Annotated in this window: 25 protein-coding genes; 7 read left to right on the top strand and 18 right to left on the bottom strand. The window is 63.8% G+C overall.

The genetic code is table 11. The features are described from left to right. The first annotated feature begins 161 nt into the window (after window positions 1–161). Complete coding sequence (locus BM222_RS04685) at window positions 162–2,255, top strand: methyl-accepting chemotaxis protein (protein WP_092227296.1); 2,094 nt, start codon at window positions 162–164, stop codon at window positions 2,253–2,255. A 6-nt stretch (window positions 2,256–2,261) separates the two neighbouring features. On the opposite strand, the gene BM222_RS04680 is transcribed toward BM222_RS04685, so the two are convergent. Next, complete coding sequence (locus BM222_RS04680) at window positions 2,262–2,915, bottom strand: DUF2865 domain-containing protein (protein ID WP_092227092.1); 654 nt, start codon at window positions 2,913–2,915, stop codon at window positions 2,262–2,264. An 18-nt stretch (window positions 2,916–2,933) separates the two neighbouring features. Further along, the gene (locus tag BM222_RS04675) at window positions 2,934–3,704 is read right to left on the bottom strand and encodes a L,D-transpeptidase (protein WP_092227091.1); all 771 of its coding nucleotides are present in this window, start codon (window positions 3,702–3,704) and stop codon (window positions 2,934–2,936) included. 208 nt (window positions 3,705–3,912) lie between these two features. Between BM222_RS04675 and BM222_RS04670 the strand changes: the two genes are divergently transcribed. The 6 genes from BM222_RS04670 (at window position 3,913) to BM222_RS04645 (ending at window position 8,480) form a co-directional block, all read left to right on the top strand. Continuing rightward, complete coding sequence (locus tag BM222_RS04670) at window positions 3,913–5,025, top strand: AI-2E family transporter (RefSeq protein ID WP_092227090.1); 1,113 nt, start codon at window positions 3,913–3,915, stop codon at window positions 5,023–5,025. A 79-nt stretch (window positions 5,026–5,104) separates the two neighbouring features. Beyond that, complete coding sequence (locus tag BM222_RS04665) at window positions 5,105–5,476, top strand: ElaB/YgaM/YqjD family protein (protein WP_092227089.1); 372 nt, start codon at window positions 5,105–5,107, stop codon at window positions 5,474–5,476. A 90-nt stretch (window positions 5,477–5,566) separates the two neighbouring features. Further along, on the top strand, window positions 5,567–6,019 hold the full coding sequence (locus tag BM222_RS04660; RefSeq protein ID WP_092227088.1) for a hypothetical protein: 453 nt from the start codon (window positions 5,567–5,569) through the stop codon (window positions 6,017–6,019). 189 nt (window positions 6,020–6,208) lie between these two features. Beyond that, on the top strand, window positions 6,209–7,351 hold the full coding sequence (locus tag BM222_RS04655) for an OpgC domain-containing protein (protein WP_092227087.1): 1,143 nt from the start codon (window positions 6,209–6,211) through the stop codon (window positions 7,349–7,351). 104 nt (window positions 7,352–7,455) lie between these two features. Then, a complete protein-coding gene (locus tag BM222_RS04650) occupies window positions 7,456–8,064 on the top strand; it encodes a TetR/AcrR family transcriptional regulator (protein WP_177243015.1) in 609 nt (202 codons plus the stop codon). Window positions 8,065–8,123: 59 nt separating this feature from the next. Then, window positions 8,124–8,480, top strand: a complete 357-nt coding sequence (locus BM222_RS04645) for a RidA family protein (RefSeq protein ID WP_092227294.1) — start codon at window positions 8,124–8,126, stop codon at window positions 8,478–8,480. 10 nt (window positions 8,481–8,490) lie between these two features. Here BM222_RS04645 and BM222_RS04640 read toward each other — a convergent pair whose 3' ends face one another. The 16 genes from BM222_RS04640 to urtA all read right to left on the bottom strand — a co-directional run bounded on the left by BM222_RS04640 (window position 8,491) and on the right by urtA (window position 22,836). Next, the gene (locus BM222_RS04640; protein ID WP_092227086.1) at window positions 8,491–10,149 is read right to left on the bottom strand and encodes a CHASE domain-containing protein; all 1,659 of its coding nucleotides are present in this window, start codon (window positions 10,147–10,149) and stop codon (window positions 8,491–8,493) included. A gap of 299 nt (window positions 10,150–10,448) precedes the next feature. Continuing rightward, a complete protein-coding gene (ureG, locus tag BM222_RS04635; protein ID WP_092227085.1) occupies window positions 10,449–11,072 on the bottom strand; it encodes an urease accessory protein UreG in 624 nt (207 codons plus the stop codon). A gap of 39 nt (window positions 11,073–11,111) precedes the next feature. After that, window positions 11,112–11,840, bottom strand: a complete 729-nt coding sequence (locus BM222_RS04630; RefSeq protein ID WP_092227084.1) for an urease accessory protein UreF — start codon at window positions 11,838–11,840, stop codon at window positions 11,112–11,114. Beyond that, window positions 11,821–12,438: an urease accessory protein UreE gene (gene ureE, locus BM222_RS04625; protein ID WP_092227083.1), complete on the bottom strand. Its 618-nt coding sequence runs from the start codon at window positions 12,436–12,438 to the stop codon at window positions 11,821–11,823. Before ureE ends, BM222_RS04630 begins: the two co-directional genes overlap by 20 nt. A 6-nt stretch (window positions 12,439–12,444) precedes the next feature. After that, window positions 12,445–12,744, bottom strand: coding sequence for a putative quinol monooxygenase (locus tag BM222_RS04620; protein ID WP_092227082.1), 300 nt, complete (start codon window positions 12,742–12,744; stop codon window positions 12,445–12,447). 140 nt (window positions 12,745–12,884) lie between these two features. Next, a complete protein-coding gene (ureC, locus tag BM222_RS04615) occupies window positions 12,885–14,600 on the bottom strand; it encodes an urease subunit alpha (RefSeq protein ID WP_092227081.1) in 1,716 nt (571 codons plus the stop codon). Between the two features lie 34 nt (window positions 14,601–14,634). Further along, window positions 14,635–15,174 carry an HD domain-containing protein gene (locus BM222_RS04610; protein ID WP_092227080.1) on the bottom strand — a complete coding sequence of 180 codons (540 nt, stop codon included), beginning with the start codon at window positions 15,172–15,174 and terminating at the stop codon, window positions 14,635–14,637. A 3-nt stretch (window positions 15,175–15,177) separates the two neighbouring features. Next, entirely contained in the window at window positions 15,178–15,558 is a 381-nt protein-coding gene (locus BM222_RS04605; RefSeq protein WP_244547010.1) for an endonuclease domain-containing protein, read from the bottom strand. Between the two features lie 98 nt (window positions 15,559–15,656). Beyond that, window positions 15,657–15,962 carry an urease subunit beta gene (locus BM222_RS04600; protein WP_092227079.1) on the bottom strand — a complete coding sequence of 102 codons (306 nt, stop codon included), beginning with the start codon at window positions 15,960–15,962 and terminating at the stop codon, window positions 15,657–15,659. A gap of 9 nt (window positions 15,963–15,971) precedes the next feature. Beyond that, entirely contained in the window at window positions 15,972–16,274 is a 303-nt protein-coding gene (locus BM222_RS04595; protein WP_007605424.1) for an urease subunit gamma, read from the bottom strand. 24 nt (window positions 16,275–16,298) lie between these two features. Then, window positions 16,299–17,141 (bottom strand): urease accessory protein UreD, encoded by an 843-nt coding sequence (locus tag BM222_RS04590; RefSeq protein ID WP_092227078.1) that lies wholly within the window; start codon window positions 17,139–17,141, stop codon window positions 16,299–16,301. 53 nt (window positions 17,142–17,194) lie between these two features. Further along, entirely contained in the window at window positions 17,195–17,890 is a 696-nt protein-coding gene (gene urtE, locus BM222_RS04585; RefSeq protein ID WP_092227077.1) for an urea ABC transporter ATP-binding subunit UrtE, read from the bottom strand. 3 nt (window positions 17,891–17,893) lie between these two features. Next, on the bottom strand, window positions 17,894–18,655 hold the full coding sequence (gene urtD / locus BM222_RS04580) for an urea ABC transporter ATP-binding protein UrtD (RefSeq protein ID WP_092227076.1): 762 nt from the start codon (window positions 18,653–18,655) through the stop codon (window positions 17,894–17,896). A gap of 5 nt (window positions 18,656–18,660) precedes the next feature. After that, window positions 18,661–19,824 (bottom strand): urea ABC transporter permease subunit UrtC, encoded by a 1,164-nt coding sequence (urtC, locus tag BM222_RS04575; protein WP_092227075.1) that lies wholly within the window; start codon window positions 19,822–19,824, stop codon window positions 18,661–18,663. Beyond that, window positions 19,821–21,431 (bottom strand): urea ABC transporter permease subunit UrtB, encoded by a 1,611-nt coding sequence (gene urtB, locus BM222_RS04570; RefSeq protein ID WP_092227074.1) that lies wholly within the window; start codon window positions 21,429–21,431, stop codon window positions 19,821–19,823. The genes urtC and urtB overlap by 4 nt, the downstream gene beginning before the upstream one ends. An 82-nt stretch (window positions 21,432–21,513) precedes the next feature. Continuing rightward, complete coding sequence (gene urtA, locus BM222_RS04565) at window positions 21,514–22,836, bottom strand: urea ABC transporter substrate-binding protein (protein WP_092227073.1); 1,323 nt, start codon at window positions 22,834–22,836, stop codon at window positions 21,514–21,516. Window positions 22,837–22,944 lie beyond the last annotated feature (108 nt).

Below are 22,944 nucleotides of genomic sequence, written 5' to 3'. Positions count from 1 at the left end.
CCGGCGGGCAGCCGTAATCCTCCGGTCGCGACCAAGTTTTTACTCTTTTGTGGCCAAATGCCCGGAGACTTGCCGCCAAGCGACGCGCAAATGCCCGCTTTGCGCGCCCCGTTCGAATTCGGGGGCGCTGTCGAGTTTCATGATTTCTGGGGATGGGCGCCATGTTGAACCGCTTGACGGTATCCGCACTGCTGAGAAGCGTAATCCTGACCACCTCCTGCTGCGTGGTCGTCGGAGCCTTGCTCATCGCCTGGGATTCCTGGCAACGTCTCCAGATCGCCAACCGCATTGCTGTCATCGCTGACGCATCCGCCGACATGTTCAAGGCGATGGACCGGATGCGAGCCGACCGTTCCACCTCGAACCGCGTGATTCACAACGACCAATCGCTGGATCCGGCGATCGAAAAATATCTGCGCGATCTGCACGACGTCGAGATGCCCGCAATGGTCCGGGCACGCGATCTGCTCGGCAGCATCGAATTTGCCGAGAAGCCGGCGCTGCTCTCCGAATTCGACCGACTGTTCGGCGCTCTCGTGAGCATGCAGAAGGAATTTTGGCAGGAGATTGCGAAACCCAAGGCCGCGCGCCGCGTCGCTCTCGGCAAGGAATACATGGATACCGAAACCGGACTGGTCGTATTGCTCGACAAGGTGTCTGGAGTTCTCGCCGCCTCCATCAACCATCAGGACGCAGCCGTCGATCAGTTGCTGATCATCAAGCAGACAGCATGGCTATTGCGCAACACTGCGGGCGACGCTTCAATTCTCGTTTCCAACGGTCTCGGTACCGGAAAGGTCACCCCGGAGGCACGACTATCCTACATCAGGCTGGTCGGAGGCGTAGAGGCCGCCTGGCAGGCGCTGGAGGTCTCCATCGCCGGCATGCACTTGCCGGCGGCGCTTTCGGAGGCAATCACCAAGAACAAGCGCGCATATTTCGACCCGCAGTATGTGGACCTGCGCGATCGCCTGATGAACGCACTGGCATCGGGCGAAAAGCCCGAGATGGTAGCCAACGAATGGAGTCCGTTCAGCGTCGCGCGGCTGGTCGCCGCGGTCGGTGTGGCCGAGGCAGCGCTTGATGCGGCCCGCGAACACATCGCCGCCCAGCGCGCTTCCGCTCTGCACGCCCTGATCCTGCAACTGGTGCTGGTTCTCCTGGCCATCTGCCTCGCCGTTGGTCCGATGCTGGCCGTGAGCCGGCGCGTCATCAAGCCGCTGCACGACATGCGCGACGCCATGTTGAAGGTTGCGGGTGGCGACCTTTCCGTCGAGACGGGATACGAAGACAGGATGGATGAGATCGGCGCGCTGGCAGGCGCGCTGGAGACGTTCAAGCAGCAGGCCGCCGACAAGCTGCAGATCGAAGCCAGGGATCGCGAGCAAAATGCCGCGGCCGCGAGCCGTCAGCGGGCCATGGAGATCCACATCGGCGAATTCGAGGGGCTCGTGCGCAAGGCAATCGAGGAGCTGAGTGAAGCCTCCGGCGAAATGCGGAAAACCTCATCCGATCTCTCGGCAGTGTCGCGGCAGACCAATGATCGGGTTCGGTCTGCTGAAAAGGCGGCCGGAGACGCGTCCCTGAGCGTCGACAGTGTCGCTGCTGCGTCCGAGGAGCTGAGCTGTTCCATCAACGACATCAGCCAACAGGCGGCGCATGCCGCGGGCATCGCCAGCCGGGCCGTGGCTCAGGCGGAGCAGACCGATGGGACTGTGCAAGGACTTGCCCGATCCGCAGGCCGCATCGGCGAGGTCGTCGGCCTCATCAACACCATCGCGGCACAGACCAATCTGCTCGCGCTCAACGCGACGATCGAGGCCGCCCGCGCCGGCGAAGCGGGCCGCGGCTTTGCGGTCGTCGCCTCCGAGGTCAAAACGCTGGCCAGCCAGACCGCGAAGGCGACGGAGGAGATCTCGGAGCAGATCGCCGACATCCAGAAGGTTGCCGGCGACGCCATCAACGCGATCCAGGCGATCGGCGGCATCATCGGCGAAGTCAACGAGGTCGCCACCGCGATTGCGGCCGCCGTGCAGGAGCAGGGCGCAGCCACGCAGGAGATCACCCGCAGCACGCAATACGCGGCGCAGGGCACCAAGAACGTCTCCGACAACATCACCGGCGTGAAGACCGACGCCGACAGCGCAGCCGGCGCCGCCGACAATGTCAAGCAGGCCGCCGAAATGCTGGAGACCCAGAGCCTTCAGCTCGGCAATCAGGTCAGCGATTTTCTCGGCAAGATCCGCGCGGCGTAAAGCTTCCTACTCCTTCGCCACCACCGGTACCTGATGGAATTTGGCGCGCATCCTGTCCGGCAATGGCGAGAAATTCATTGCGACGCCGCGGCGATCATTGGCGTTGCGATTGGCGACGACGAGGCCATCGGCGCCTGCAACGATGTCGCCTTTGCGCAGGGTCGGATCGTCCTCGATCTTGACCTGCGCGAGCCCGACCGGGTCCTTGCCGTTGCACGTGCAGCCCGCGACGATCTCGTTGCGATAGCGGAAGGCGTTCGGCAGGTCGGAATATGATTTGCCCTTGTCCGTCGTGGCGTCGTCGATATCGCTGCCATAGACCAGCGAGGTCTCTGAGGCGGGGCAGAAGCTCTTGCAGGATTGCGCCTTGCTCTCGGCGTCGTTGCCTTGCGCCGGGAAGTAACGGCCGTCGCAGCCGCGCACGCAATAGGCAGTGCCGCCGCCATGGGACGCGCGCTGGCGCGGCGCTTCGTAGCGGGGCATGTCGTCGTTCTGGAACGGCACTCGGATCTCAGGCGGCGGCCGCATGTGGAAGCCACCGAACAGCGCGGAGAAGAAATCCTCTGCATGCGCGGAAGGCGTCAGCGCGAGGCCCAGGGAAGCGATCGCGACGAACGCGGCCGTTGCGCAAGCCAGTTTGCTGGTCGAACGTTTAATCATCTGACCTCACACCGACCTTTAGTCCACCGACGACGCCGGGATGTTCAGCGCCTGGCGCCCCGAGTGCAACGTCGACACCGCCGGCCGCTTCCGGGCGGGATCGGCCCCGCGCGCCATCAGTGGTGCGTTCTTCGGCAACACGACGACCTTCGTGCCGATGCCGACGCGGTTGAAGAGATCGCTGACGTCCTCATTGGTGAGGCGGATGCAACCGGAGGAGACGAACTTGCCGATCGTCGTGGGATCGTTGGTGCCGTGGATGCGGTATTCGCTGGAGCCGAGATACATCGCGCGCGCACCGAGCGGGTTGCCGGGGCCGCCGGCGACGAAGCGCGGCAGATAAGGTTGGCGCGCGATCATCTCAGCCGGCGGATGCCAATCCGGCCACTCCGCCTTGCGGCTGATGCTCTGCACGCCCGACCAGGTGAACCCCTCGCGCCCGACGCCGACGCCGTAGCGCATCGCGCGGCCGTTGCCGAGGACGAGATAGAGATAGGTGTTGGCGGTATCGATGACGATGGTGCCGGCCGGTTCGTTACGGTCGAAGTTCACGATCTGCCGCCGGAGCCGATCCGGCAGCGCCGCATCCTCGTCCGCAGGCTGCGGCGCTTGGTTCGTGTAGCCCTGCGAATAGATCTGGTCCTGCGAATATGTCTGTGGCTGCATCGGCACATAGCCGAGCGTTTGCGCCTGAGCCGCGAACGGCACCGTCAGCAAAGCTGTCGTAAAAACACAAGCGGCGATGCTTCGCGGCGAGAAGCTGCGACGGACCACAGAGAACCTTGTCATGTGCTGCCCCGTTGGATGTGTGCATCTGGGTGATGCTGCTGCCCCGTAAACGCAGCAGCGCCGACGCAAGTTCCGGCACTGCGTGAGGCAGCCGCGTCACAGTCAAGCGAGCACGGCGTCACGAAGCCGCGATGGAACCGCGGCACTCCCCAAGCGTTTTCTCGTCGTCAATGGGCGCCCGGAAGCCTTCCGTGCGGGGAGAGATATTGTGCGCGTCCTTCCCAGTGAACGACTGATTTCCGGCGACGGCGAAGGCGCCCCGCTTCCCGAGAGCCATAGCGAACTCCCACCGGTGATCCGGCGCACGGAGTTCGTCGCCTTTGCGCTTGCCGGTTTGCTTCTGATCGCCGTCGTCGCGGTGCTCTATGTCGCCAAGGCGTTCTTCCTGCCGGTCGTAATGGCCGTCGTCGCCGGTACCATGCTGTCGCCGGCCGCGACCTTCCTGGAAAAACAAAGGGTACCGCGGGCCGTCGGGGCGGTACTCATCGTGGTCGCTGTGACCGCGATGGTCGCTTTCGTCGTCGCGCTGATTGCGGCGCCGGTCATGGAATGGAGCTCGCGCCTGCCTGAGCTCGCTGCGCAGCTCAAGGACAAGCTGCACGTGTTCGATCGGCCGCTCGCGCTGTGGCGTGAGCTGCAAACCATGGTCGGCGGCTCCGATGGGTTGCCGAGCCTGCAGATTCCCAAGTTCGATTGGGTGCAGCCGACGCTCGAATTCCTGTCGCCGACTTTCGCCGAATTCCTGCTGTTCTTCGCCACCCTGATCCTGTTCATCGCGAGCTGGCGCGACCTGCGGCGCGCCTTGATCATGACCTTCGGTGAACGCGACGCGCGGCTGCGCACGTTACGGATCCTCAACGAGATCGAAATCCATCTTGGCAATTATCTGCTGACGGTGGCGATCATCAATATCGGCGTGGGCATCGCAGCAGGCCTCGTCTGCGCAGTGACCCGCATGCCAAACCCGGCCGCCCTCGGCGCGCTTGCCGCCACCCTCAACTTCATCCCCATCATCGGGCCGGTTGCAATGTTCCTCGTGCTGGCCGTGGTAGGGCTGGTCGCCTTCCCAACCATCGGCGGCGGCCTGGCCGCGGCGATCGCCTTCGCCGGCATCACTTTCCTGGAAGGGCACTTCGTCACGCCCACCATTATCGGCCGGAGGCTGGCCCTGAATGCGCTCGCGGTGTTCATCGCACTCGCCTTCTGGACCTGGCTATGGGGCCCGATGGGCGCGTTTCTGTCGTCGCCGCTGCTGATCGTCGGGCTGATCCTGAAGGAGCATCTGTTGCCGGAGAATTCGCCGCAGCTTCCGGAGGCGTGACCGCTGGTGCGAAAGGGAACTTCCCCGAAGACGGGGCGTTTTCCGGCTATCTTCGCCAATGCGAGTTTTGGAGCCCCCGATGTCTATGACCAATGGCGAAACCGGGATGAGAGACTGGACCGACAAAGCCACCGCAGAACGTCTCGAGAAGGATGTAGCAGCCGTGAAAAGCGATATCGCCGCCCTCACCGACCAGATCACCGACGCGCTCAACACGTTCGCCAACGCCTCGGGCAAGCAAGCCCGCCGCGGGTACAAGCAGGCGCGCGAGAACATGGATTCGACGCTCGACGACTTCTCGGAGCGCGGCAGCGCGATGATGGATGCGGCGCAGGATGCCTACGGCTCGATCGAGGAGACGCTCGAAGAAGCCATCACGCAACGGCCACTCGCCACCGTCGGCCTCGCGCTCGGCATCGGCTTCCTGATCGGGTTCGCCTGGCGCCGATAACGCGCGCGATGGGTTTTACGGTCACGACGGCCTGAGCCGCCGTGACCTTCCGGTGATGAATTGGCTTGTGGGGATCTGAGGAGTAAGGCCGTGTTTCAGCGCATCATCGACGGCATCAGCGCATCGACGGGCACGACCGTTCGGTTGGCTTCGCTGGCGGCAGGTGCAGCGCTCGCGCTCTTCGTCACCACTTGCTTCCTTTGCGCGGCGGCTTTCATCTCGGTTCTCGAAAAATACGGCCCCGTGCAGGCCTGCCTCGCGGGCGCGGGCGTCTTCTTCCTGCTGACGATCGCCGCTGCGGGAAGCTATTGGGGCTACAAGCGGGAGGTGCGGACTCGCGCGCGCATCGCCGCCGAGCGCGCCGCCAAGGCGGCTCCGAGCATGCTTGCCGATCCCATGCTGCTCGCCACGGGCTTGCAGATCGTGCGCGCCATCGGAGTCAAGCGGCTGTTGCCGATCCTGGCCGTCGGCGGCGTCGCGCTTGGAATCCTGGCAAGCCGCGCCGGAGCGGCAGACGAGACTTCGGCCGAGCCGGCCGAGTGAGGGCGGGTCCGCGTTAATAAAGTTGCGCCCCTGCCCCAACCAGCGGGTCGGCTGGAATTCCTTTGTCCTGTTCTGCGCAATTTTTCATCAGGCCTGTGCAATCCGCGCTGCTTCACGCAAACGCTACTCGGACAAGCAGGTGGTTGCCGCTAAAAGCATCGCCCCTGATTCCAGAAGTTATTTTCCGCAATGAAACCGTCCGTCAAGCCGAACCTTGCCGCATTTCAGCACGACGCCAGGCTCTATTTGACGCTCGGCATTGCCAACTGGTCGATATTCGTCGACCACATCCCGAACAATGTCGTGAACCTGCTGACGCTGCGCAACTTCGGCTTTAGCGGCGCGGCCGACCTGTTCGTGTTCGTGGTGGGCTATGGTGTTGCCATCATCCACGGCAGGATGGCGCTGGAGCGCGGCTATGTCGTCGCGGCGACGCGCATCTTCCGCCGCGTCTGGCGGCTCTATGCCGCCTATGTCGTGCTGTTCGTGATCTACATCGACACCATCGCCTATGTCGCTTCGCAATCGATGGCACCGGAGATCATCAGCGATTACAACATCTCCGGTATTCTCGAGCATCCGCTCAGAACGCTGATCCAGGGACTGGTGCTTCAGGAAGAACCGCTCAATCTCGACCTGCTTCAGCTGATGATTCCGCTGATGGCATTCTTCCCGTTCGTGCTGTGGGGACTGCTGCGAAGCCCCAACCTCACTCTCGCCGCATCGGTCGCGCTATATCTCGCCGCACGCTGGTTCGGCTGGAATTTTCACGCCTATCCCGACCTGGAATGGACCTTCAACCCGCTGTGCTGGCAGATGCTGATGGTGCTGGGCGGCTGGTTCGCCGTCACCGGCGTCTCAGGCCGGAGCTTGCGCAAAATATCCTGGCTCCGCGTGGCGGCGGGCGCCTATCTCGTGCTGGCGATGGCCATCACCCTGATGCGCCATTCGCCGGCGCTTTCAGCCTATTTGCCAGAAATCGTGCTCAATGGCATCTCTTCGAGCGAAAAGGAATACCTCGCACCCTATCGCGTGATCCATTTCCTCGCACTGGCCTTCATCGCAACCCATCTCGTTCCGCCCGACCATCCGTGGCTGCAACGGAAGTCACTCCAGATGGTGACCAAATGCGGCGAGGAATGGCTCGCGGTGTTCTGCATCGGCGTGTTCCTGTCCTTCGCCGGCCATCTCATCCTGATCACCGGTGCCAATCTGGTCGTGATGCAGATCGGGGTGAGCCTTGCCGGCTTCGCGGCGATGACGGCGGTGGCTTACTATATTTCCTGGTCGAAGCGACAGGACGAACCGGCGGCCCTGCGTCAGCGGGCCTAGGCGCGGTGACCACGCGATTCCGCTAGGCCGGGCGCCGCAGCTGCGCTATGCGGGACGGAGCGGCCGCGGGAATGGCGGTTCGTTGCAAGGAGACCGGCTTGGTCATGGCGAAGGGCACGTCTGAAGCAGCCGAGGGGGCGCCCCGGCGCGGCCGGCCGCGCTCGATCGAGACCGCCAACGCCATCCTCGAAAGCGCCTACGCCCTGATGGCCGCGACCGGCCTTGCCGCAACCACGATCGACGCGGTCGCACGCCACTCCAACGTCTCCAAGATGACGATCTACAAATGGTGGTCGTCGCGAGAGGCGCTGCTGATCGACGCCTTCCTGCATCACGCCGCCCAAATGCTGCCGCTGCCGCCGGTGAGCGCAGGCACGGCAGCAGCGCGCGCGCGTGGCCACGCGGCGGCCTATGCCGAAGCCTTGCAAGGCGAATTCGGCAAGGTCCAGCTCGCGGTCATATCCGAATGCATTTCCAAGACGGGATCGGCCGAACTGTTCTATGCCCGTTATCTGCAATTCCGCCGCGGCACGCTGGTCGAGATGATCGCCGCCGGCCAGCGCGACGGCAGCATTCTGGCCGAGGCTCCGCCAGAAGATCTCTACGACGCGATCTATGGCAGCTTGTTCTACCGTTACATCTTCGGCATCGCGCCGATCACGCCGGCCTACGCGCGTCATCTGGTCGATCTTGTGTTGCGGCCCAAGGCCTAGGCCTGATGCTCGCGGCGACCATATCTCATGCCACATTCGACAGGAGCATCGTTCTCATCATGATCAAGCGCATCTTGCCATACGAAGGTTTGCTCCACGAAGTGGTCGAGCATGGAGGCGTGCTCTACATCGGCGGCATCGTCCCCGAGGACACCAGCCTGGACATGTCGGGTCAGGCGAATGTGCTTGGCCAGCTATCGCGTTTGCTCCAGGCTCTCGGGTCCGACCTGGCCAACGTATTGCAAGTGACCATCTTCATGACCGATCTCGGCGAGAAGGCTGCGTTCAATGCGGCCTGGAAGGCGCACTTTGCGGAAGCTCATTTGCCGGCGCGTGCCGCCGTCGGCGTGGCCGATCTCGGTCCGAACGTCAAACTCGAGATGACCGCCATCGCCGCGCGATCGACCCCGACCTGAGCGGCATGGTCTACCGCACCGGCTGCACCGGCTGCGAGAGCTTTTCCGTGCGGTCGCGTTCGGTCATGTCGACGACCGTCTCCATCGGCGCGGTCAGCTCGTAGACATAGGAAACGTCGGTGAAATATCGCTTGGCGGTGCCGCCGAGCGCTTCGGGCGCCACGCGATCGAGCAGGATCAAGCCGAAATCCGAATCCGGCCGCCGCGTCGCCTCGCTGGTGTTGAACTCCTCCCAGCGGAAACGAAACACCGTCTCGGGCTCCTCACCCGTCACCGTCCAGTTCGCGGTGATGTGCGGATGCTTGCCGACCAACGACAGGCCTTCGTCCGAGTGCGAGGCAAGCTCGAAGAACAGCAGCGACAGGCTCTGCGCGGCGCGCGCGCTGACCGCGATGTCAGGGCCGCTGACGGCGATACGATCGGCATGCGGGATGGCGCGAGCTTCGAACAGGCCCTTCAGTTTGACACCTTGCCATTGGCTCTCGCTGAGCAGCGACACCACGTTGGACATGGCGTGGATACGGCCGATCAGGAGCTCTCGCGCGACGTCGATGTCCGAGCCGTGGCGCAGCGTGCGCGTCACGATCGACTGGATCACCGCAAGGATGTTCTTGACCCGGTGATTCAGCTCGTCGATGACGGCCGTCAACCGCCGCTCGAAGCCGATCCGCACCTGGATTTCGCGGCTGAGCCGCAGATTGTTGTAGGCGACGTAGCCGAACAGGCCGCACACCATCGCGGTGATGGCGAAGCCGATCGCCGCCACGATGATCGCAGTCTGCTCGGCGCGCCGCGCCGAATTGGTCTTGGCGTAATAGCCGAGCTGCCAGTCGCGGCCGCCGAAGCTGACGTTGCGTGTCGCCGACGGCGCCGGCCCGTCGGGCGTCGTCATGCGGGTGGAGACGACACCCTGATCGTTGGCCACCAGCTCGCTGCCCTCCTTGCGCGGATCCTTCAGTGCGACCGAGAACAACGACAGGTCGTCATTGGTCAGCATCAGCGAGGCGAGCTCGTAGGAAAACGTGATGAAGCCGACCGGCTCGGTGGCACCTTCGGGAATGACCGGGGCAGCTACGATCACACCGATCGGCCCGTTGTCGCGCAAGAGCGGCACGGGGTCGGAGGCGACCGACCGCTTCTCGACCCTGGCGCGAGCGAGCATTGCATTGCGAACCGGGTCGTCATCATAGCTGCGCCCAGGCAGCGCCTTGGTCTCGTCGCTGCGGGGCTCCAGGTCCATCAGCACGTCGATCGGCTGCGTCAGGCTTGCCGGATCGATCGGCTTGTCGCTGGTGTCGCGTATCTCGGGATTCGGGAAGCCGGCGGCCGCGATGGCAGCTCGTGCCGCGGCGAGCTCGCTGGGCCGCAGCCGGGCGACCCAGGCGGCCACCACGAAATCGGTCTTGAAGGCGTAGATCGCCGAGCGCAGCGGCTCCAGCATATTGGGCTTCAGCACCGACGGCGCGCGGAACAGGCCTGAAGCGACACGTGCCAGCAGCTCTCGTTCCGTTGACCGATCCTGGACGAGGCTGGCATGAACGTCGATCGCACGCGCCAGCGCAATCCGGTCCAGCGCCAGCTCCTGGTCGTGGACGCGATAGGCTGCAAGCCCGGAGAGGAGAGCTCCGAGCAGAGCGATAAAGCCGATGATGAAACCCAACCGGACCACGCGACTACTCAGGCGAAGGCAGGAGGTCGGCAATAAACACGGAGCATATCAACGCCGTTCGAACGGCCATGTGCCGAAACAGGGTGAGCCCAGTGGCAGAGATAATGACGGAGGAGGCATCTGTACGCAACTTGGGTCGCCCAAAAAGCTTAATCCGCCCGGCCGATGATCCGGCCAATAGCGGCTTTTCTCCGGGCACCGAAGGTAGACAATCGCCGTGTCAGAAATTGGTTCCGTCTGGCCCGCTTTGCCTCATACGTTAACGGCGGAATAGGCCTGCGCGATGTCGCCGCGGCCCGTCAGCCCGCCCGTTTCAACCCACCCTTGGTTTCGATGAAGCCGACGATGCGCTCGAGCCCCTCGCTCTTCTTCAGATTGGTCATGACAAAGGGGCGCTCGCCGCGCATGCGCCTGGCGTCGGTGTCCATCTTCTCGAGGGAGGCACCGACATGGGGCGCGAGGTCGGTCTTGTTGATGACCAGGAGATCGGAACGGGTGATGCCGGGGCCGCCTTTGGACGGGATCTTGTCGCCGGCGGCAACGTCGATCACGTAGATCGTGAGGTCGGCAAGCTCCGGGGAAAAAGTGGCAGCGAGGTTATCGCCGCCGGATTCGATCAGCACGAGATCGAGCCCGGGAAACTTGGCGCGCATGTCCGCAACCGCTGCGAGATTCATCGAGGCATCTTCGCGGATCGCGGTGTGCGGGCACCCCCCGGTCTCGACGCCGGCGATACGGTCCGGGGTCAGCGAACCTGAGCGCACCAGGAATTCCGCATCCCATTTGGTGTAGATGTCGTTGGTGATCGCGGCGATGTCGTAGCGCTCACGCATGGTCTTGCAAAGCAGGTCCATCAGCGCGGTCTTGCCCGATCCAACGGGGCCACCGACGCCGACACGCAGGGGGCCGTGAGATTTCGACATATGGCTTGCTCTCTCTTGGTCAGTGAAAGGCCGCACCGCTCACGAGCGAAACAGCCGTGTATATTGCGTCTCGTGCCGCAGGCTGGCGAGATCGGCGCGGAAGGTCGCGCTGCCGAGATCGTCCAGCGTCGCGTTCAGCGCCCGATTGGCGGTTGCTGCCACGGCGGCTTCCAGTTTCACCAGCACACGCTGGCTGTCAGTCTGGCCGAGCGGAACGAGCCGGCTCGCCGCGGAAATCCAGTTCGAGACCAGCGCATGCAGGAAAGCGTGCAACGTCGGTGCCAGCGGCACACCATGCAGCGCCGCGACGACGCCGACGGCGACCGGATAGACCAGTGGCGTGCGGCATGCCGCGACCACGGCATCAAGGCCCTCGGCATGCCACGCGGCACGGGAGATGTCGATGAAGGCGCGCCCCTGGGAGGTAGTCTCGAGCTGGCGCTCGCGCGACGGCACGAAAGCGGCGGCGAGCTCGGCGACTTCGCTCAGAGCAGCGTCCTCGCCGGCCTCTGCGGCACGATAGGCTTGAACCAGGAATGTCGCATCACAAAAGCCCGAGCCGTCCCCCAGCATGGCATCGAGCCAATCGGCGAGCGTTGCGAGGTCGGTGATATCACCTGCTTCGACCGCCCACTCGATACCGCTCGAATAGGAAAAACCGCCGACGGGAAACGCCGGTGACAGCCATGTCATCAGCCGGTATAGCGCCGCCGCCTCGCGCTCTGCGAGGTCGCCGGCACTGACGGGCTCATTTGTGCTCATGAGCATGCTTGTGGCCGTGGTGATGGTCGGGATGGTCGCAATGCCCGTCGTGGGGTTGGTGGTCATGCGCGGCGTGATCATGATGATGATCATGGTGACCGTGATCGTGATGACCATGGTGATGATGTCCGTGATCGTGGTGTGCATGGTCGTCGTGACCGTGCGCATGACTGGCCTCGGCGTAGGCGCCGCCTTCGGGATCGAACGGCGCCTCGATCTCGACGACGCGGGCACCGAGGCCCTTCACCATCGCCTCAATGACGTGATCGCGGCGGATGCGCAGGCTCTTGGCCATGATCTGCGTCGGCAGATGACGGTTGCCGAGATGCCAGCCGACACGGATGAGATGGTGCGGGTCGTGGCCGCGGATCTCCAGCAGCGGCTCGGGCGCCGCGACCACTTCGACCAACCTTCCGTCCTCCAGCACCAGCGCATCGCCGCCGCGCAGCGCCACCGCATGCTCGAGGTCAAGCAGGAATTCGAGCCCCCGCGTCCCCGTCATGGCCATGCGACGGCGGTGCCGATCGTCGAAATCGAGCACGACCGTATCCGCCGGCGTTTCCGTGAAGCGGTGCTGTCCCCTAACCTGCGTCGCCCGGATCATGCGTTGTTACCTCGTCTCGACTTTCTCAGGCGTGATCACCTCGATCTTCGGCGGCGCCGTGAAGCACTTCACCGCGACACGACCGAACGTCTTCATGTGCTCCCGGCCGCGATGCGGCACCATCGCCTCGGCGTTTTCCCACTGCTCCACGAACACCATCTTGGTGGGATCGGTGACGCTCTCGTGCAGATCGTAGGCGATATTGCCGGGCTCTTTCCGCGATTCCCTGATGCAGGCGGTGGCGGCTGCAATGAATTCGGCGCGCGTTTCGGGCTTGATGGTCAGGGTGGCGACGACGTAGATCATGAGAAATCCTCCCGGCTTTTCTTCTGGGTTACGATGACCGGGCGGGACATTAGACCAGCCGGGATCGAACGCAAAACCGGAAAAGCCGTCCCAGGACATGCAGTGCGACATGCGCCGGGGACATGCGTTGAGGCGCTATTTCAGTACATGAAATATCGCTGCGCCATCGGCAGCACCTCGGCGGGCGGACAAGTGAGCAGCTCGCCGTCGGCGCGCACCTCATAGGTCTCCGGATCGACCTCTATATCGGGCGTGGCGTCGTTGTGGATCATGCTCTTCTTGGAGATCTTGCTGCGGGTGTTCTGGACCGCATAGAGCTTCTTCTCGATGCCGAGCTTTCGCGCGAGACCACTCGCGACGGCAGCCTTCGAGGTGAACACCACGGAGGACGCCGTGCGCGCCTTGCCGAAGGCACCGAACATCGGCTGGTAGTGCACCGGCTGCGGCGTCGGAATCGAGGCGTTGGGATCGCCCATGGGCGCGGCGACGATCGAGCCGCCCTTGACGATGCAGTCCGGCTTGACGCCGAAGAATGCCGGCGACCACAGCACGAGATCGGCGAGCTTGCCCTTTTCCACCGAGCCGATCAGCTTCGATACGCCGTGCGCGATCGCCGGGTTGATCGTGTACTTGGCGATGTAGCGCTTGACGCGGAAATTGTCGTTGTCCTTGCCCTTGTCCTGCGGCAGCGATCCGCGCTGCTTCTTCATCTTGTCGGCAGTCTGCCAGGTCCGGATGATGACCTCGCCGAGACGACCCATCGCCTGCGAATCCGAAGACATCATCGAGAGCGCGCCGAGATCATGCAGGATGTCCTCGGCCGCGATGGTCTCCTTGCGGATGCGGCTTTCGGCGAACGCCAGATCTTCCGCGATCGAGGGATCGAGGTGGTGGCACACCATCAGCATGTCGAGATGCTCATCGATGGTGTTGCGCGTGAACGGCCGCGTCGGATTGGTCGAGGACGGCAGCACGTTCTTCAGTCCCGCGACCTTGATGATGTCAGGGGCGTGGCCGCCGCCGGCGCCTTCGGTGTGGAACGCATGAATGGTGCGTCCCTTGAACGCCTTGATGGTGTCCTCGACGAAGCCGGATTCGTTCAGCGTGTCGGAATGCAGCATGACCTGAATGTCGTGGTCGTCAGCCACCGATAGGCAGTTGTCGATCGCGGCCGGCGTGGTGCCCCAATCCTCATGCAGCTTCAACGCACAGGCACCGGCCTTGATCATCTCGACCAGCGCTGCGGGCCGCGAGGCGTTCCCCTTGCCGGAGATCCCGAGATTGACCGGGAAGGCGTCGAACGACTGGATCATCCGCGCGATGTGCCAGGGACCGGGCGTGCAGGTGGTGGCGAAGGTGCCGTGCGAGGGGCCGGTGCCGCCTCCGAGCATCGAGGTGACGCCGGACATCAGCGCATGCTCGATCTGCTGCGGGCAGATGAAATGGATGTGGCTGTCGAAGCCGCCGGCGGTGAGTATCTTTCCCTCGCCCGCGATCACATCGGTACCAGGGCCGATGATGATCGTCACGCCCGGCTGGATGTCGGGATTGCCGGCCTTGCCGATCGCGGAGATCATGCCGTCCTTGATGGCGACGTCGGCTTTGACGATGCCCCAGTGGTCGACGATCAGCGCATTGGTGATGACGGTGTCGGCAGCACCCTGCTTGTTGGTCACCTGCGACTGCCCCATGCCGTCGCGGATCACCTTGCCGCCGCCGAACTTCACCTCCTCGCCGTAGGTGGTGAAATCCTTCTCCACCTCGATGATGAGGTCGGTGTCGGCGAGACGCACCTTGTCGCCGGTGGTCGGGCCGAACATGTCGGCATAGACGGAACGCTTCATTTTGACGGACATCACAAGCCCCGTTTGCGATTGAACTGTTGGCTGGTCACAGCAAAGCCCTCGCTGCTTTCACGGCATCGTCGAATTTCGTATCAAGCCAGGCGCTCCCGCCGCGACAACCGGCGACCACCTGTTCGGCCCAGCCGGTGTAGTCGGCGAGGTCGTCGCGCTCATCGGCGCTCGGATCGGACTGAATACGCGCGCCGATATTGCTGATCTTGTCGGCGATCTTGATCAGTTTTGCACCGGAAGATTTGTGCGGAGCGTCCTCGATCTGCTTGCGTCGTCGCTCGGCCTTCGGCAGGCTCATGTCGTCGGTGCATTCGACGACGAGTGAGGCGACACGCTCGGAGAATGTGTGCGCAAGCTCCGCGCGCGTGGTGTCGGTATCCTCGATCGAATCATGCAGCCAACCCGCCGCGACGAGCTCGGCGTCGACACCATCGGTCGCAGTGGCGAGTAGGTTGGCGACCTCGGCGAGATGATTGATATAGGGCTCATTGCCGCGCCCCTTGCGCGCCATGCCATTGTGGCGATGCGCAGCGAGATCGGCAGCTTCAGAGACAAGGCGGATCGGTGAGAGCATGGTTTAAGTCTCCTCCATGCCGTTGGACGTACCGCTCTCTCCGTTCCCTCCCCCCTTGCGGGGGAGGGGCAGGGAGGGGGGTGCTCCGGGCTCCGCTGCCTGAAGGATGGCGAGAGACACCCCCTCCAGGTTCCTCATCACGTCTTCATTCGTAAAGCGCAGCACGCGATAGCCGCGAGAAGCGAACCACGTGTCGCGCGTTTCGTCCTTGCGAAGGCGCTCCTCGAAATCGTGACTCTCGCCGTCCACCTCAACGACGAGCTTGCAGGAGTGGGCAACGAAATCGGCAATGTAGTTGCCCATCGGAGCTTGTCGGCGGAAGCCGAGGCGACCCAGGCGATGCGCTTTGAGATGACGCCACAGCAACGTCTCCGCGCGCGTCACCTCGCGCCGCCCCTCCCCAACCCTCCCCCGCAGGGGGGGAGGGAGCCCGTCGGACGTGCTCACCTCACTGCAGATCACGGCACTCATCTCGGCTTATGTCACAGCTTCCCCATGACGTCGCCGCGAAAGCCGTAGATCGTCTTCTTGCCCGCCAAGGCGACGAGCTGGACGTCGCGGGTCTGGCCGGGCTCGAAGCGGACGGCGGTGCCGGCGGCGATGTCGAGGCGCATGCCGCGGGACTTCTTGCGGTCGAACTTCAACGCCGGGTTGGTCTCGAAGAAGTGGTAATGCGAGCCGACCTGGATCGGACGATCACCGGTGTTGGCCACCGTCAACGTCACGGTTTTGCGGCCGGCATTGAGCTCGATCTCGCCGTCCTGAATGAAGAGTTCGCCGGGGATCATGCTTCGCTCCTATCGAATCGGTTCGTGCACGGTGACGAGCTTCGTGCCGTCGGGGAACGTCGCCTCGACCTGGATGTCGTGGATCATCTCGGGGATGCCGGGCATCACCTGGTCGCGGGTCAGCACCTGGGCGCCTGACTGCATCAGCTCGGCGACCGTGCGCCCGTCGCGCGCACCTTCGAGGATGAAGTCGGAGATAATCGCGATCGCCTCGGGATGGTTGAGCTTGACGCCGCGGTCCAGCCTGCGGCGTGCCACGATGGCCGCCATCGAAATCAGAAGCTTGTCCTTTTCGCGGGGAGACAGGTTCATGAAGAATCTCTTCCGTTCAACACTTCAATTCAGCCACAAGCGCGGCAGTGCGGCACCGGTGCGCGCCAGCACGGCCAACATGTCGGCGCGCAAACGCGCCGTATCTTGGGCACAGAACCGCGCCATTGCAAAGCCATTCCAGGCGGATATCCCGACCTCGCCGGAGAACGAGTCCGACGCTTCGCGGATGCGCTCGACCAGCGCCTCGTCGCCGGGAACGATCAACGCGGTGCCGATTGCAGCACCACCCTTGGCGACCGCGGATCGAACCAGTCTTGCGCCGATATCGCCGTCGAGCCTGACGGTCTCCGCGAAGACCAGCCTGCCGCCGCGGCGCAACCGCCAGCGATCGACAAACTCGCCCTGCTCCATGCGCTCGCCCATGGCGGTGCGGCCGAATACGACGATTTCACAAAGCAGCAGCGAGGCGGCCTCATCGAGCTCGATGTCGAAGCGGCGATGGACCCGGGCACGGTTGAACAGGATGGTCTCCTGGGGCAGCCAGCCGAGGTGCGCGCCTGCAGCGACCTTCAAGGAAATGTTGAGCTGCGCCGCCGCCCCCGGCGCGCGATAGACCTTTTCCGCGGCCGCCGTCGTCAGCGTCAAGCGCGCGGCGTCAGTGGCCGTGATCTCGATGCCGAAGCGATCGCCGCCGGCAACGCCGCCGGCCGTGTTGACGAACACGCCAGACAGGCCATCGTCCTCGGGCGAGGGAAAGCGCACGCGGAGCGAGCCGGATTCATGCAAGGCGCCGCGCCGCGTCACGCCGTCGCGGGCGTGCACGTCGAAGTGGACCGCGCCGCGCGCACGGTTGGCTTCGAACACCGAAGATGTCGCCAAAGAACTCACCAAGGCGTCGCTGCGCATCCGTCTCCCCCAGCCGGCCGCGGCAGGAGTTTTCCAGCCTACAATGTCCCGGCTTACAGCGCCATCTGGCGGCTGATCTCGCTTCGGTCGAGATTGGAGCGGTGGCAGGTGAACTTCACCGCGCCGCGATCCATCACCGCGAAACTGTCACCGAGTTCGCAGGCAAAGTCGAGATATTGTTCGACCAGCACGATGGCGATGTTGCCGAGATTGCGCAAGTATGAGATGGCCCGGCCGATGTCCTTGATGATGGAGGGCTGGATGCCCTCGGTCGGCTCGTCGAGCAGCAACAATTTCGGCCGCATCACCAGCGCGCGCCCGATCGCGAGCTGCTGCTGCTGGCCGCCCGACAGATCGCCGCCGCGCCGGCCGAGCATGGATTCCAGCACCGGAAACAGCGAGAACACGTCGTCCGGGATATGCTTGTCCTGGCGCTTGAGCGGGCCGAAGCCGGTCTTGAGGTTTTCCTCGACCGTCAGCAACGGAAAGATCTCGCGGCCCTGCGGCACGAAGGCGATGCCCTTGCGCGCCCGCTCATAGGGCTTGAGGCCGGTGATATCGCTGCCGTCGAACACGATGGCGCCCGATGAAATCGGGTATTGCCCGACCATGGCGCGGAGCAGCGAGGTCTTGCCGACGCCGTTCCGCCCGAGCACGCAAGTCACCTTGCCCGGCTCCGCCGCAATCGAGACACCGCGCAGCGCCTGCGCCGCGCCATAGAACAGGTTGATGTCCTTGACCTCAAGCATCGCTCAGCGTCCCAGATAGACTTCGATGACCCGCTCGTTGGACGAGACCTGGTCGATGGTTCCTTCGGCGAGCACCGTGCCTTCATGCAGGCACGTCACCTTGACCCCGAGCTCGCGCACGAACGTCATGTCGTGCTCGACCACCATGACGGTGTGGGTCTTGTTGATCTCTTTCAGCAGCTCGGCGGTGAGATGCGTCTCGACGTCGGTCATGCCCGCGACGGGCTCATCGACGAGAAGCAGCTTCGGATCCTGGGCCAGCAGCATGCCGATCTCGAGCCATTGCTTCTGGCCGTGGCTGAGGCTGCCGGCGAGGCGGTTGCGGGCATCGGTGAGCCGGATCGTCTCCAGCACCTTGTCGATGCGCTCCGACTCCGCCCTGCTTCCGCGCCAGAACAGCGTGCTGCGGACCGAGTGATCAACATTGAGCGCGAGCAAGAGATTGTCCTGTACGGTCTGGCTCTCGAACACCGTCGGCTTCTGGAATTTACGGCCGATGCCGAGCTCGGCGATACGGGTCTCGTCGAGGCGCGTCAGGTCCGTGACACCGTCGAACAGCACCGTGCCCTCGTCCGGCTTGGTCTTGCCGGTGATGATGTCCATCATCGTGGTCTTGCCGGCGCCGTTGGGACCGATGATGGCGCGCATCTCGCCGGGCTCGAGCGTCAGCGACAGATTGTTGATGGCGTGGAAACCGTCGAACGAGACGTGCACGCCGTCGAGATAGAGCATCGCGGAGGTCGCGCGGGTATCCATGACGTTCATGACCGCTACTCCGCCATCTTTGGTTCGGTGATGCCGTCTTCGGCCGCCACACTCGCCGCAGCAGGGCGCCTCTCTCGCGACGCCTCACGCCAGGCGTTGAATGTGCCGACGATGCCCTTGGGCAGCAGCAGCGTCACCAGAATGAACAGCGCACCCAGCATGAACAGCCAGTACGGCGCCAGCACGCCCGAGGTGAAGAACGTCTTGGCGTAGTTGACCACGATCGCGCCAAGCGCCGCACCGATCAGCGTGCCGCGGCCGCCGACCGCGACCCAGATCACCGCCTCGATCGAGTTGCCCGGTGCGAATTCGGATGGATTGATGATGCCGACCTGCGGCACATAGAGCGCGCCGGCGACGCCGGCCATGCAGGCCGACAGCGTGAATACGAACAACTTGTAGGATTCGACACGGTAGCCGAGGAAGCGGCTGCGCGACTCCGCGTCCCGGATCGCGATCAGCACCTTGCCGAGCTTGGAGGACACAACCGAGCGGCAGATCAGGAAGCTGAGGATCAGCGCCAGACAGCTGAGCGCGAACAGCGCGGCGCGCGTGCCCTCGGCCTGGACGTTGAAGCCGAGGATGTCCTTGAAGTCGGTCAGGCCGTTGTTGCCGCCGAAACCGAAATCGTTGCGGAAGAAGGCGAGCAGCAGCGCATAGGTCATCGCCTGCGTGATGATCGACAGATACACGCCGGTGACGCGGGAGCGGAAGGCGAGCCAGCCGAAGCAGAAGGCCAGCAGACCCGGCACGAACAGCACCATCAGCGCCGCGAACCAGAACATGTCGAAGCCGTGCCAGTACCACGGCAGCTTCTGCCAGTTCAGGAACACCATGAAGTCGGGCAGTACGGGATTGCCGTAGACGCCGCGGGTACCGATCTGCCGCATCAGGTACATGCCCATCGCATAGCCGCCGAGCGCGAAGAAAGCACCGTGACCGAGCGAGAGGATGCCGCAATAGCCCCAAATCAGGTCGATCGAGAGCGCCAGGATGGCGTAGCAGACATATTTGCCCCAGAGCGCGACAAGATAGGTCGGCACTTGCAGAACCGAGCCCGCCGGCAGCAGCAAATTGGAGAGTGGGATGAGGACGCCGCAGGCGGCGACGACCATCACGAAGATCGTCGCGCCGCGGTCCAGTGATCGCGTCAGCATGTGAGGGGTCATGCTTCCACCGCACGGCCCTTGAGCGCGAACAGGCCGCGCGGCCGCTTTTGAATGAACAGGATGATCAGGACCAGGATCGCGATCTTGCCGAGCACGGCGCCGGCGACCGGCTCCAAGAACTTGTTGGCGATACCGAGCGTGAAGGCGCCGACGAGGGTGCCCCAGAGATTGCCGACCCCGCCGAACACCACGACCATGAAGCTGTCGATGATGTAGCTCTGGCCGAGATTAGGGCTGACATTGTCGATTTGCGACAGCGCCACGCCCGCGATGCCGGCAATGCCCGAACCGAGGCCGAAGGTCAAGGCGTCGACGCGCGAGGTGGCGATGCCCATCGAGGCCGCCATGCGGCGGTTCTGCGTCACGGCGCGCATCTCGAGGCCGAGCGCCGTGTAGCGCAACATCGCGAGCAGGATCACGAAGACCGCAAGGGTGAAGCAGAGGATCCAGAGCCGGTTGTAGGTGATGGTGATCTGCCCGAGCTCGAACGCGCCGCTCATCCAGGAGGGATTGCCGACCTCGCGATTGGTTGGGCCGAACATGGTGCGCACCGCCTGCTGCAGCACCAGCGACAGGCCCCAGGTGGCAAGCAGCGTCTCCAGCGGCCGGCCGTAGAGGAAGCGGATGATGCTGCGTTCGATCAGCACGCCGATTGCGCCTGCGACGAGAAAGGCGAGCGGCACGGCGATGAGCAGCGAATAGTCGAACAGTGCGGGATAACGGGTGCGGATCACCTCCTGCACCGCGAAGGTGGTGTAGGCGCCGATCATCACCATTTCGCCATGCGCCATGTTGATGACGCCCATCACGCCGAAGGTGATGGCAAGGCCGATCGCGGCGAGCAGAAGCACCGAGCCGAGCGACAGGCCGTACCAGGCATTCTGCACCATGGACCAGACCGCGAGCGAGTTCTGGATCGAGCTGATGGCGCTCGTCGCGGCTTTGGTCACCGAGGCAGGCTGGTCGCTGCCGATGTCGGACAGCAGCGCCAGCGCTTCCTGATCGCCGCGCGCCTTGATGGTGGCGACGGCCTCAAGCTTCTGCACTTCGGTGGCGTCGGATTTGAACAGCAGGATCGCGGCCCGCGCCTCGCCGAGCACGGCCTTGACCGATCGGTTGGTTTCCTTGGCGAGCGCGCTCTCGACCGGCTCGAGCGCGGTCTCTTCATGCGACTTGAAGACGGACTGCGCAGCCTGGAGCCGCGTGCCGAGATCGGGCGACTGCAGCGTCAGGCTGCCGAGCGCAGCGTCGACACTGCGGCGCAGGCGGTTGTTGAGGCGGACGGCGCTGGCACTGTCAGGCACGCTGGCAACGGACTCACCGGTGGCGGCATCGATCGACTTGCCGTCGGTGCCGGTGACGTAAACCTTCTTGCTATCAGGATCGGCCATGAGACGGCCCTCCTGGAGCGCATTGATGATCGGAAAAGCCAGCTTGTTGCCGCTGCTTGCGACGACGCCGATCGCTTCATCCGTGTCGGAAAAATCGTCGTTGGCGAATTTGGCGACCGCATCCTCGAACGGACCGGCAAAGGCCGGCAGCGCAAACGCGATCAGGAACAGCGAGAGGACAAAGGTAGAGAGACGAGCGGACAGATTGGTTGGCACTTTGGTTCACCCCGGCAGAAGTGGGGAGAAGACGGCGGAATAGCCGTCTTCTCCCGTCGTGCAGTCGAATGTCAGGTCCGGATCAGGAGCCGGAGCCGAGGCACTTGTTGGTCTTGGTGTTGAAGTTGCCGCACTTCTTGCCGACCCAGTCGCCGATCAGGTCCTTGGAGCCATCGAGCTCCTTCGACCAGGCGTCGCCAGCCACGAGACCCGGGGTCTTCCAGACCACGTCGAACTGGCCGTTGCCCTTGATCTCGCCGATGAACACCGGCTTGGTGATGTGGTGGTTCGGCAGCATCTTCGAGGTGCCACCGGTCAGGTTCGCAGCCTCGATGCCGGGAAGCGCGTCGATCACCTTGTCCGGATCGGTCGACTTCACCTTCTCGACGGCCTTCACCCACATGTTGAAGCCGATCACGTGGGCTTCCATCGGGTCGTTGGTCGTACGCTTCGGGTTCTTGGTGTAGGCCTGCCAATCCTTGATGAACTTCTCGTTCGCCGGGGTCTTGATCGACTCGAAGTAGTTCCAGGCGGCGAGATGACCGACCAGCGGCTTGGTGTCGATGCCGGCGAGTTCTTCCTCACCCACCGAGAACGCGACCACCGGGATGTCCTTCGCCTTGATGCCCTGGTTGCCGAGCTCCTTGTAGAAGGGGACGTTGGCGTCGCCGTTGATGGTCGAGACCACCGCCGTCTTCTTGCCGGCCGAGCCGAACTTCTTGATGTCGGCCACGATCGTCTGCCAGTCGGAGTGACCGAACGGCGTGTAGTTGATCATGATGTCTTCCTGGGCGACACCCTTGGACTTCAGATAGGCTTCCAGGATTTTGTTGGTGGTGCGCGGATAGACGTAGTCGGTGCCCGCGAGCACCCAGCGCTTCACCTTCTCTTCCTTCATCAGATAGTCGACGGCGGGGATCGCCTGCTGGTTCGGCGCGGCACCCGTGTAGAACACGTTGCGCTCGGACTCCTCGCCCTCGTACTGGACGGGGTAGAACAGGATGTTGTTGAGCTCCTTGAACACCGGGAGCACCGACTTGCGCGACACCGAGGTCCAGCAGCCGAACACCACGGCGACCTTGTCCTTGGTGATCAGCTCGCGCGCCTTTTCGGCGAACAGTGGCCAGTTCGAGGCGGGGTCGACGACGACGGCCTCGAGCTTCTTGCCGAGCACGCCGCCCTTCTTGTTCTGCTCGTCGATGAGGAAGAGGATGGTGTCCTTCAGCGTGGTTTCGCTGATGGCCATGGTGCCGGAGAGGGAGTGCAGGACACCGACCTTGATGGTGTCGTCCGCGGCCTTCGCGCCGGAAATGGAAGCCAGACCAAGCATCAGTCCGGCGGTCGCGGCGAGCACGCCGCGGCGGCTAAATGACGCCGCTATATCGTGAATGGATTTGGTAGGCATGGATGTATCATCTCCCTGACGCAGACGTGAAAACGCTGCGAAACGGCCCCACGGCCGCCTGCGATTAACGGAATCGCAAGAACCGTGCCATGGGCTTGGCGCCTGCCA

This window comes from Bradyrhizobium sp. Gha, assembly GCF_900113735.1.
In the GTDB taxonomy this organism is placed as follows: Bacteria; Pseudomonadota; Alphaproteobacteria; order Rhizobiales; family Xanthobacteraceae; genus Bradyrhizobium.
The sequence above is the reverse complement of the archived record's forward strand: the minus strand, read 5'-3'. Positions and strand labels throughout refer to the sequence as shown.

What these genes read in the sequence shown, in the direction of transcription:
- BM222_RS04685 (WP_092227296.1), top strand. Translation starts at nt 162, where the DNA reads ATGTTGAACCGCTTGACGGTATCCGCACTGCTGAGAAGCGTAATCCTG.
- BM222_RS04680 (WP_092227092.1), bottom strand. Translation starts at nt 2,915, where the DNA reads ATGATTAAACGTTCGACCAGCAAACTGGCTTGCGCAACGGCCGCGTTC.
- BM222_RS04675 (WP_092227091.1), bottom strand. Translation starts at nt 3,704, where the DNA reads ATGACAAGGTTCTCTGTGGTCCGTCGCAGCTTCTCGCCGCGAAGCATC.
- BM222_RS04665 (WP_092227089.1), top strand. Translation starts at nt 5,105, where the DNA reads ATGTCTATGACCAATGGCGAAACCGGGATGAGAGACTGGACCGACAAA.
- BM222_RS04655 (WP_092227087.1), top strand. Translation starts at nt 6,209, where the DNA reads ATGAAACCGTCCGTCAAGCCGAACCTTGCCGCATTTCAGCACGACGCC.
- BM222_RS04650 (WP_177243015.1), top strand. Translation starts at nt 7,456, where the DNA reads ATGGCGAAGGGCACGTCTGAAGCAGCCGAGGGGGCGCCCCGGCGCGGC.
- BM222_RS04645 (WP_092227294.1), top strand. Translation starts at nt 8,124, where the DNA reads ATGATCAAGCGCATCTTGCCATACGAAGGTTTGCTCCACGAAGTGGTC.
- ureG (WP_092227085.1), bottom strand. Translation starts at nt 11,072, where the DNA reads ATGTCGAAATCTCACGGCCCCCTGCGTGTCGGCGTCGGTGGCCCCGTT.
- BM222_RS04630 (WP_092227084.1), bottom strand. Translation starts at nt 11,840, where the DNA reads ATGCTCATGAGCACAAATGAGCCCGTCAGTGCCGGCGACCTCGCAGAG.
- ureE (WP_092227083.1), bottom strand. Translation starts at nt 12,438, where the DNA reads ATGATCCGGGCGACGCAGGTTAGGGGACAGCACCGCTTCACGGAAACG.
- BM222_RS04620 (WP_092227082.1), bottom strand. Translation starts at nt 12,744, where the DNA reads ATGATCTACGTCGTCGCCACCCTGACCATCAAGCCCGAAACGCGCGCC.
- ureC (WP_092227081.1), bottom strand. Translation starts at nt 14,600, where the DNA reads ATGTCCGTCAAAATGAAGCGTTCCGTCTATGCCGACATGTTCGGCCCG.
- BM222_RS04610 (WP_092227080.1), bottom strand. Translation starts at nt 15,174, where the DNA reads ATGCTCTCACCGATCCGCCTTGTCTCTGAAGCTGCCGATCTCGCTGCG.
- BM222_RS04600 (WP_092227079.1), bottom strand. Translation starts at nt 15,962, where the DNA reads ATGATCCCCGGCGAACTCTTCATTCAGGACGGCGAGATCGAGCTCAAT.
- BM222_RS04595 (WP_007605424.1), bottom strand. Translation starts at nt 16,274, where the DNA reads ATGAACCTGTCTCCCCGCGAAAAGGACAAGCTTCTGATTTCGATGGCG.
- BM222_RS04590 (WP_092227078.1), bottom strand. Translation starts at nt 17,141, where the DNA reads ATGCGCAGCGACGCCTTGGTGAGTTCTTTGGCGACATCTTCGGTGTTC.
- urtE (WP_092227077.1), bottom strand. Translation starts at nt 17,890, where the DNA reads ATGCTTGAGGTCAAGGACATCAACCTGTTCTATGGCGCGGCGCAGGCG.
- urtD (WP_092227076.1), bottom strand. Translation starts at nt 18,655, where the DNA reads ATGAACGTCATGGATACCCGCGCGACCTCCGCGATGCTCTATCTCGAC.
- urtC (WP_092227075.1), bottom strand. Translation starts at nt 19,824, where the DNA reads ATGACCCCTCACATGCTGACGCGATCACTGGACCGCGGCGCGACGATC.
- urtA (WP_092227073.1), bottom strand. Translation starts at nt 22,836, where the DNA reads ATGCCTACCAAATCCATTCACGATATAGCGGCGTCATTTAGCCGCCGC.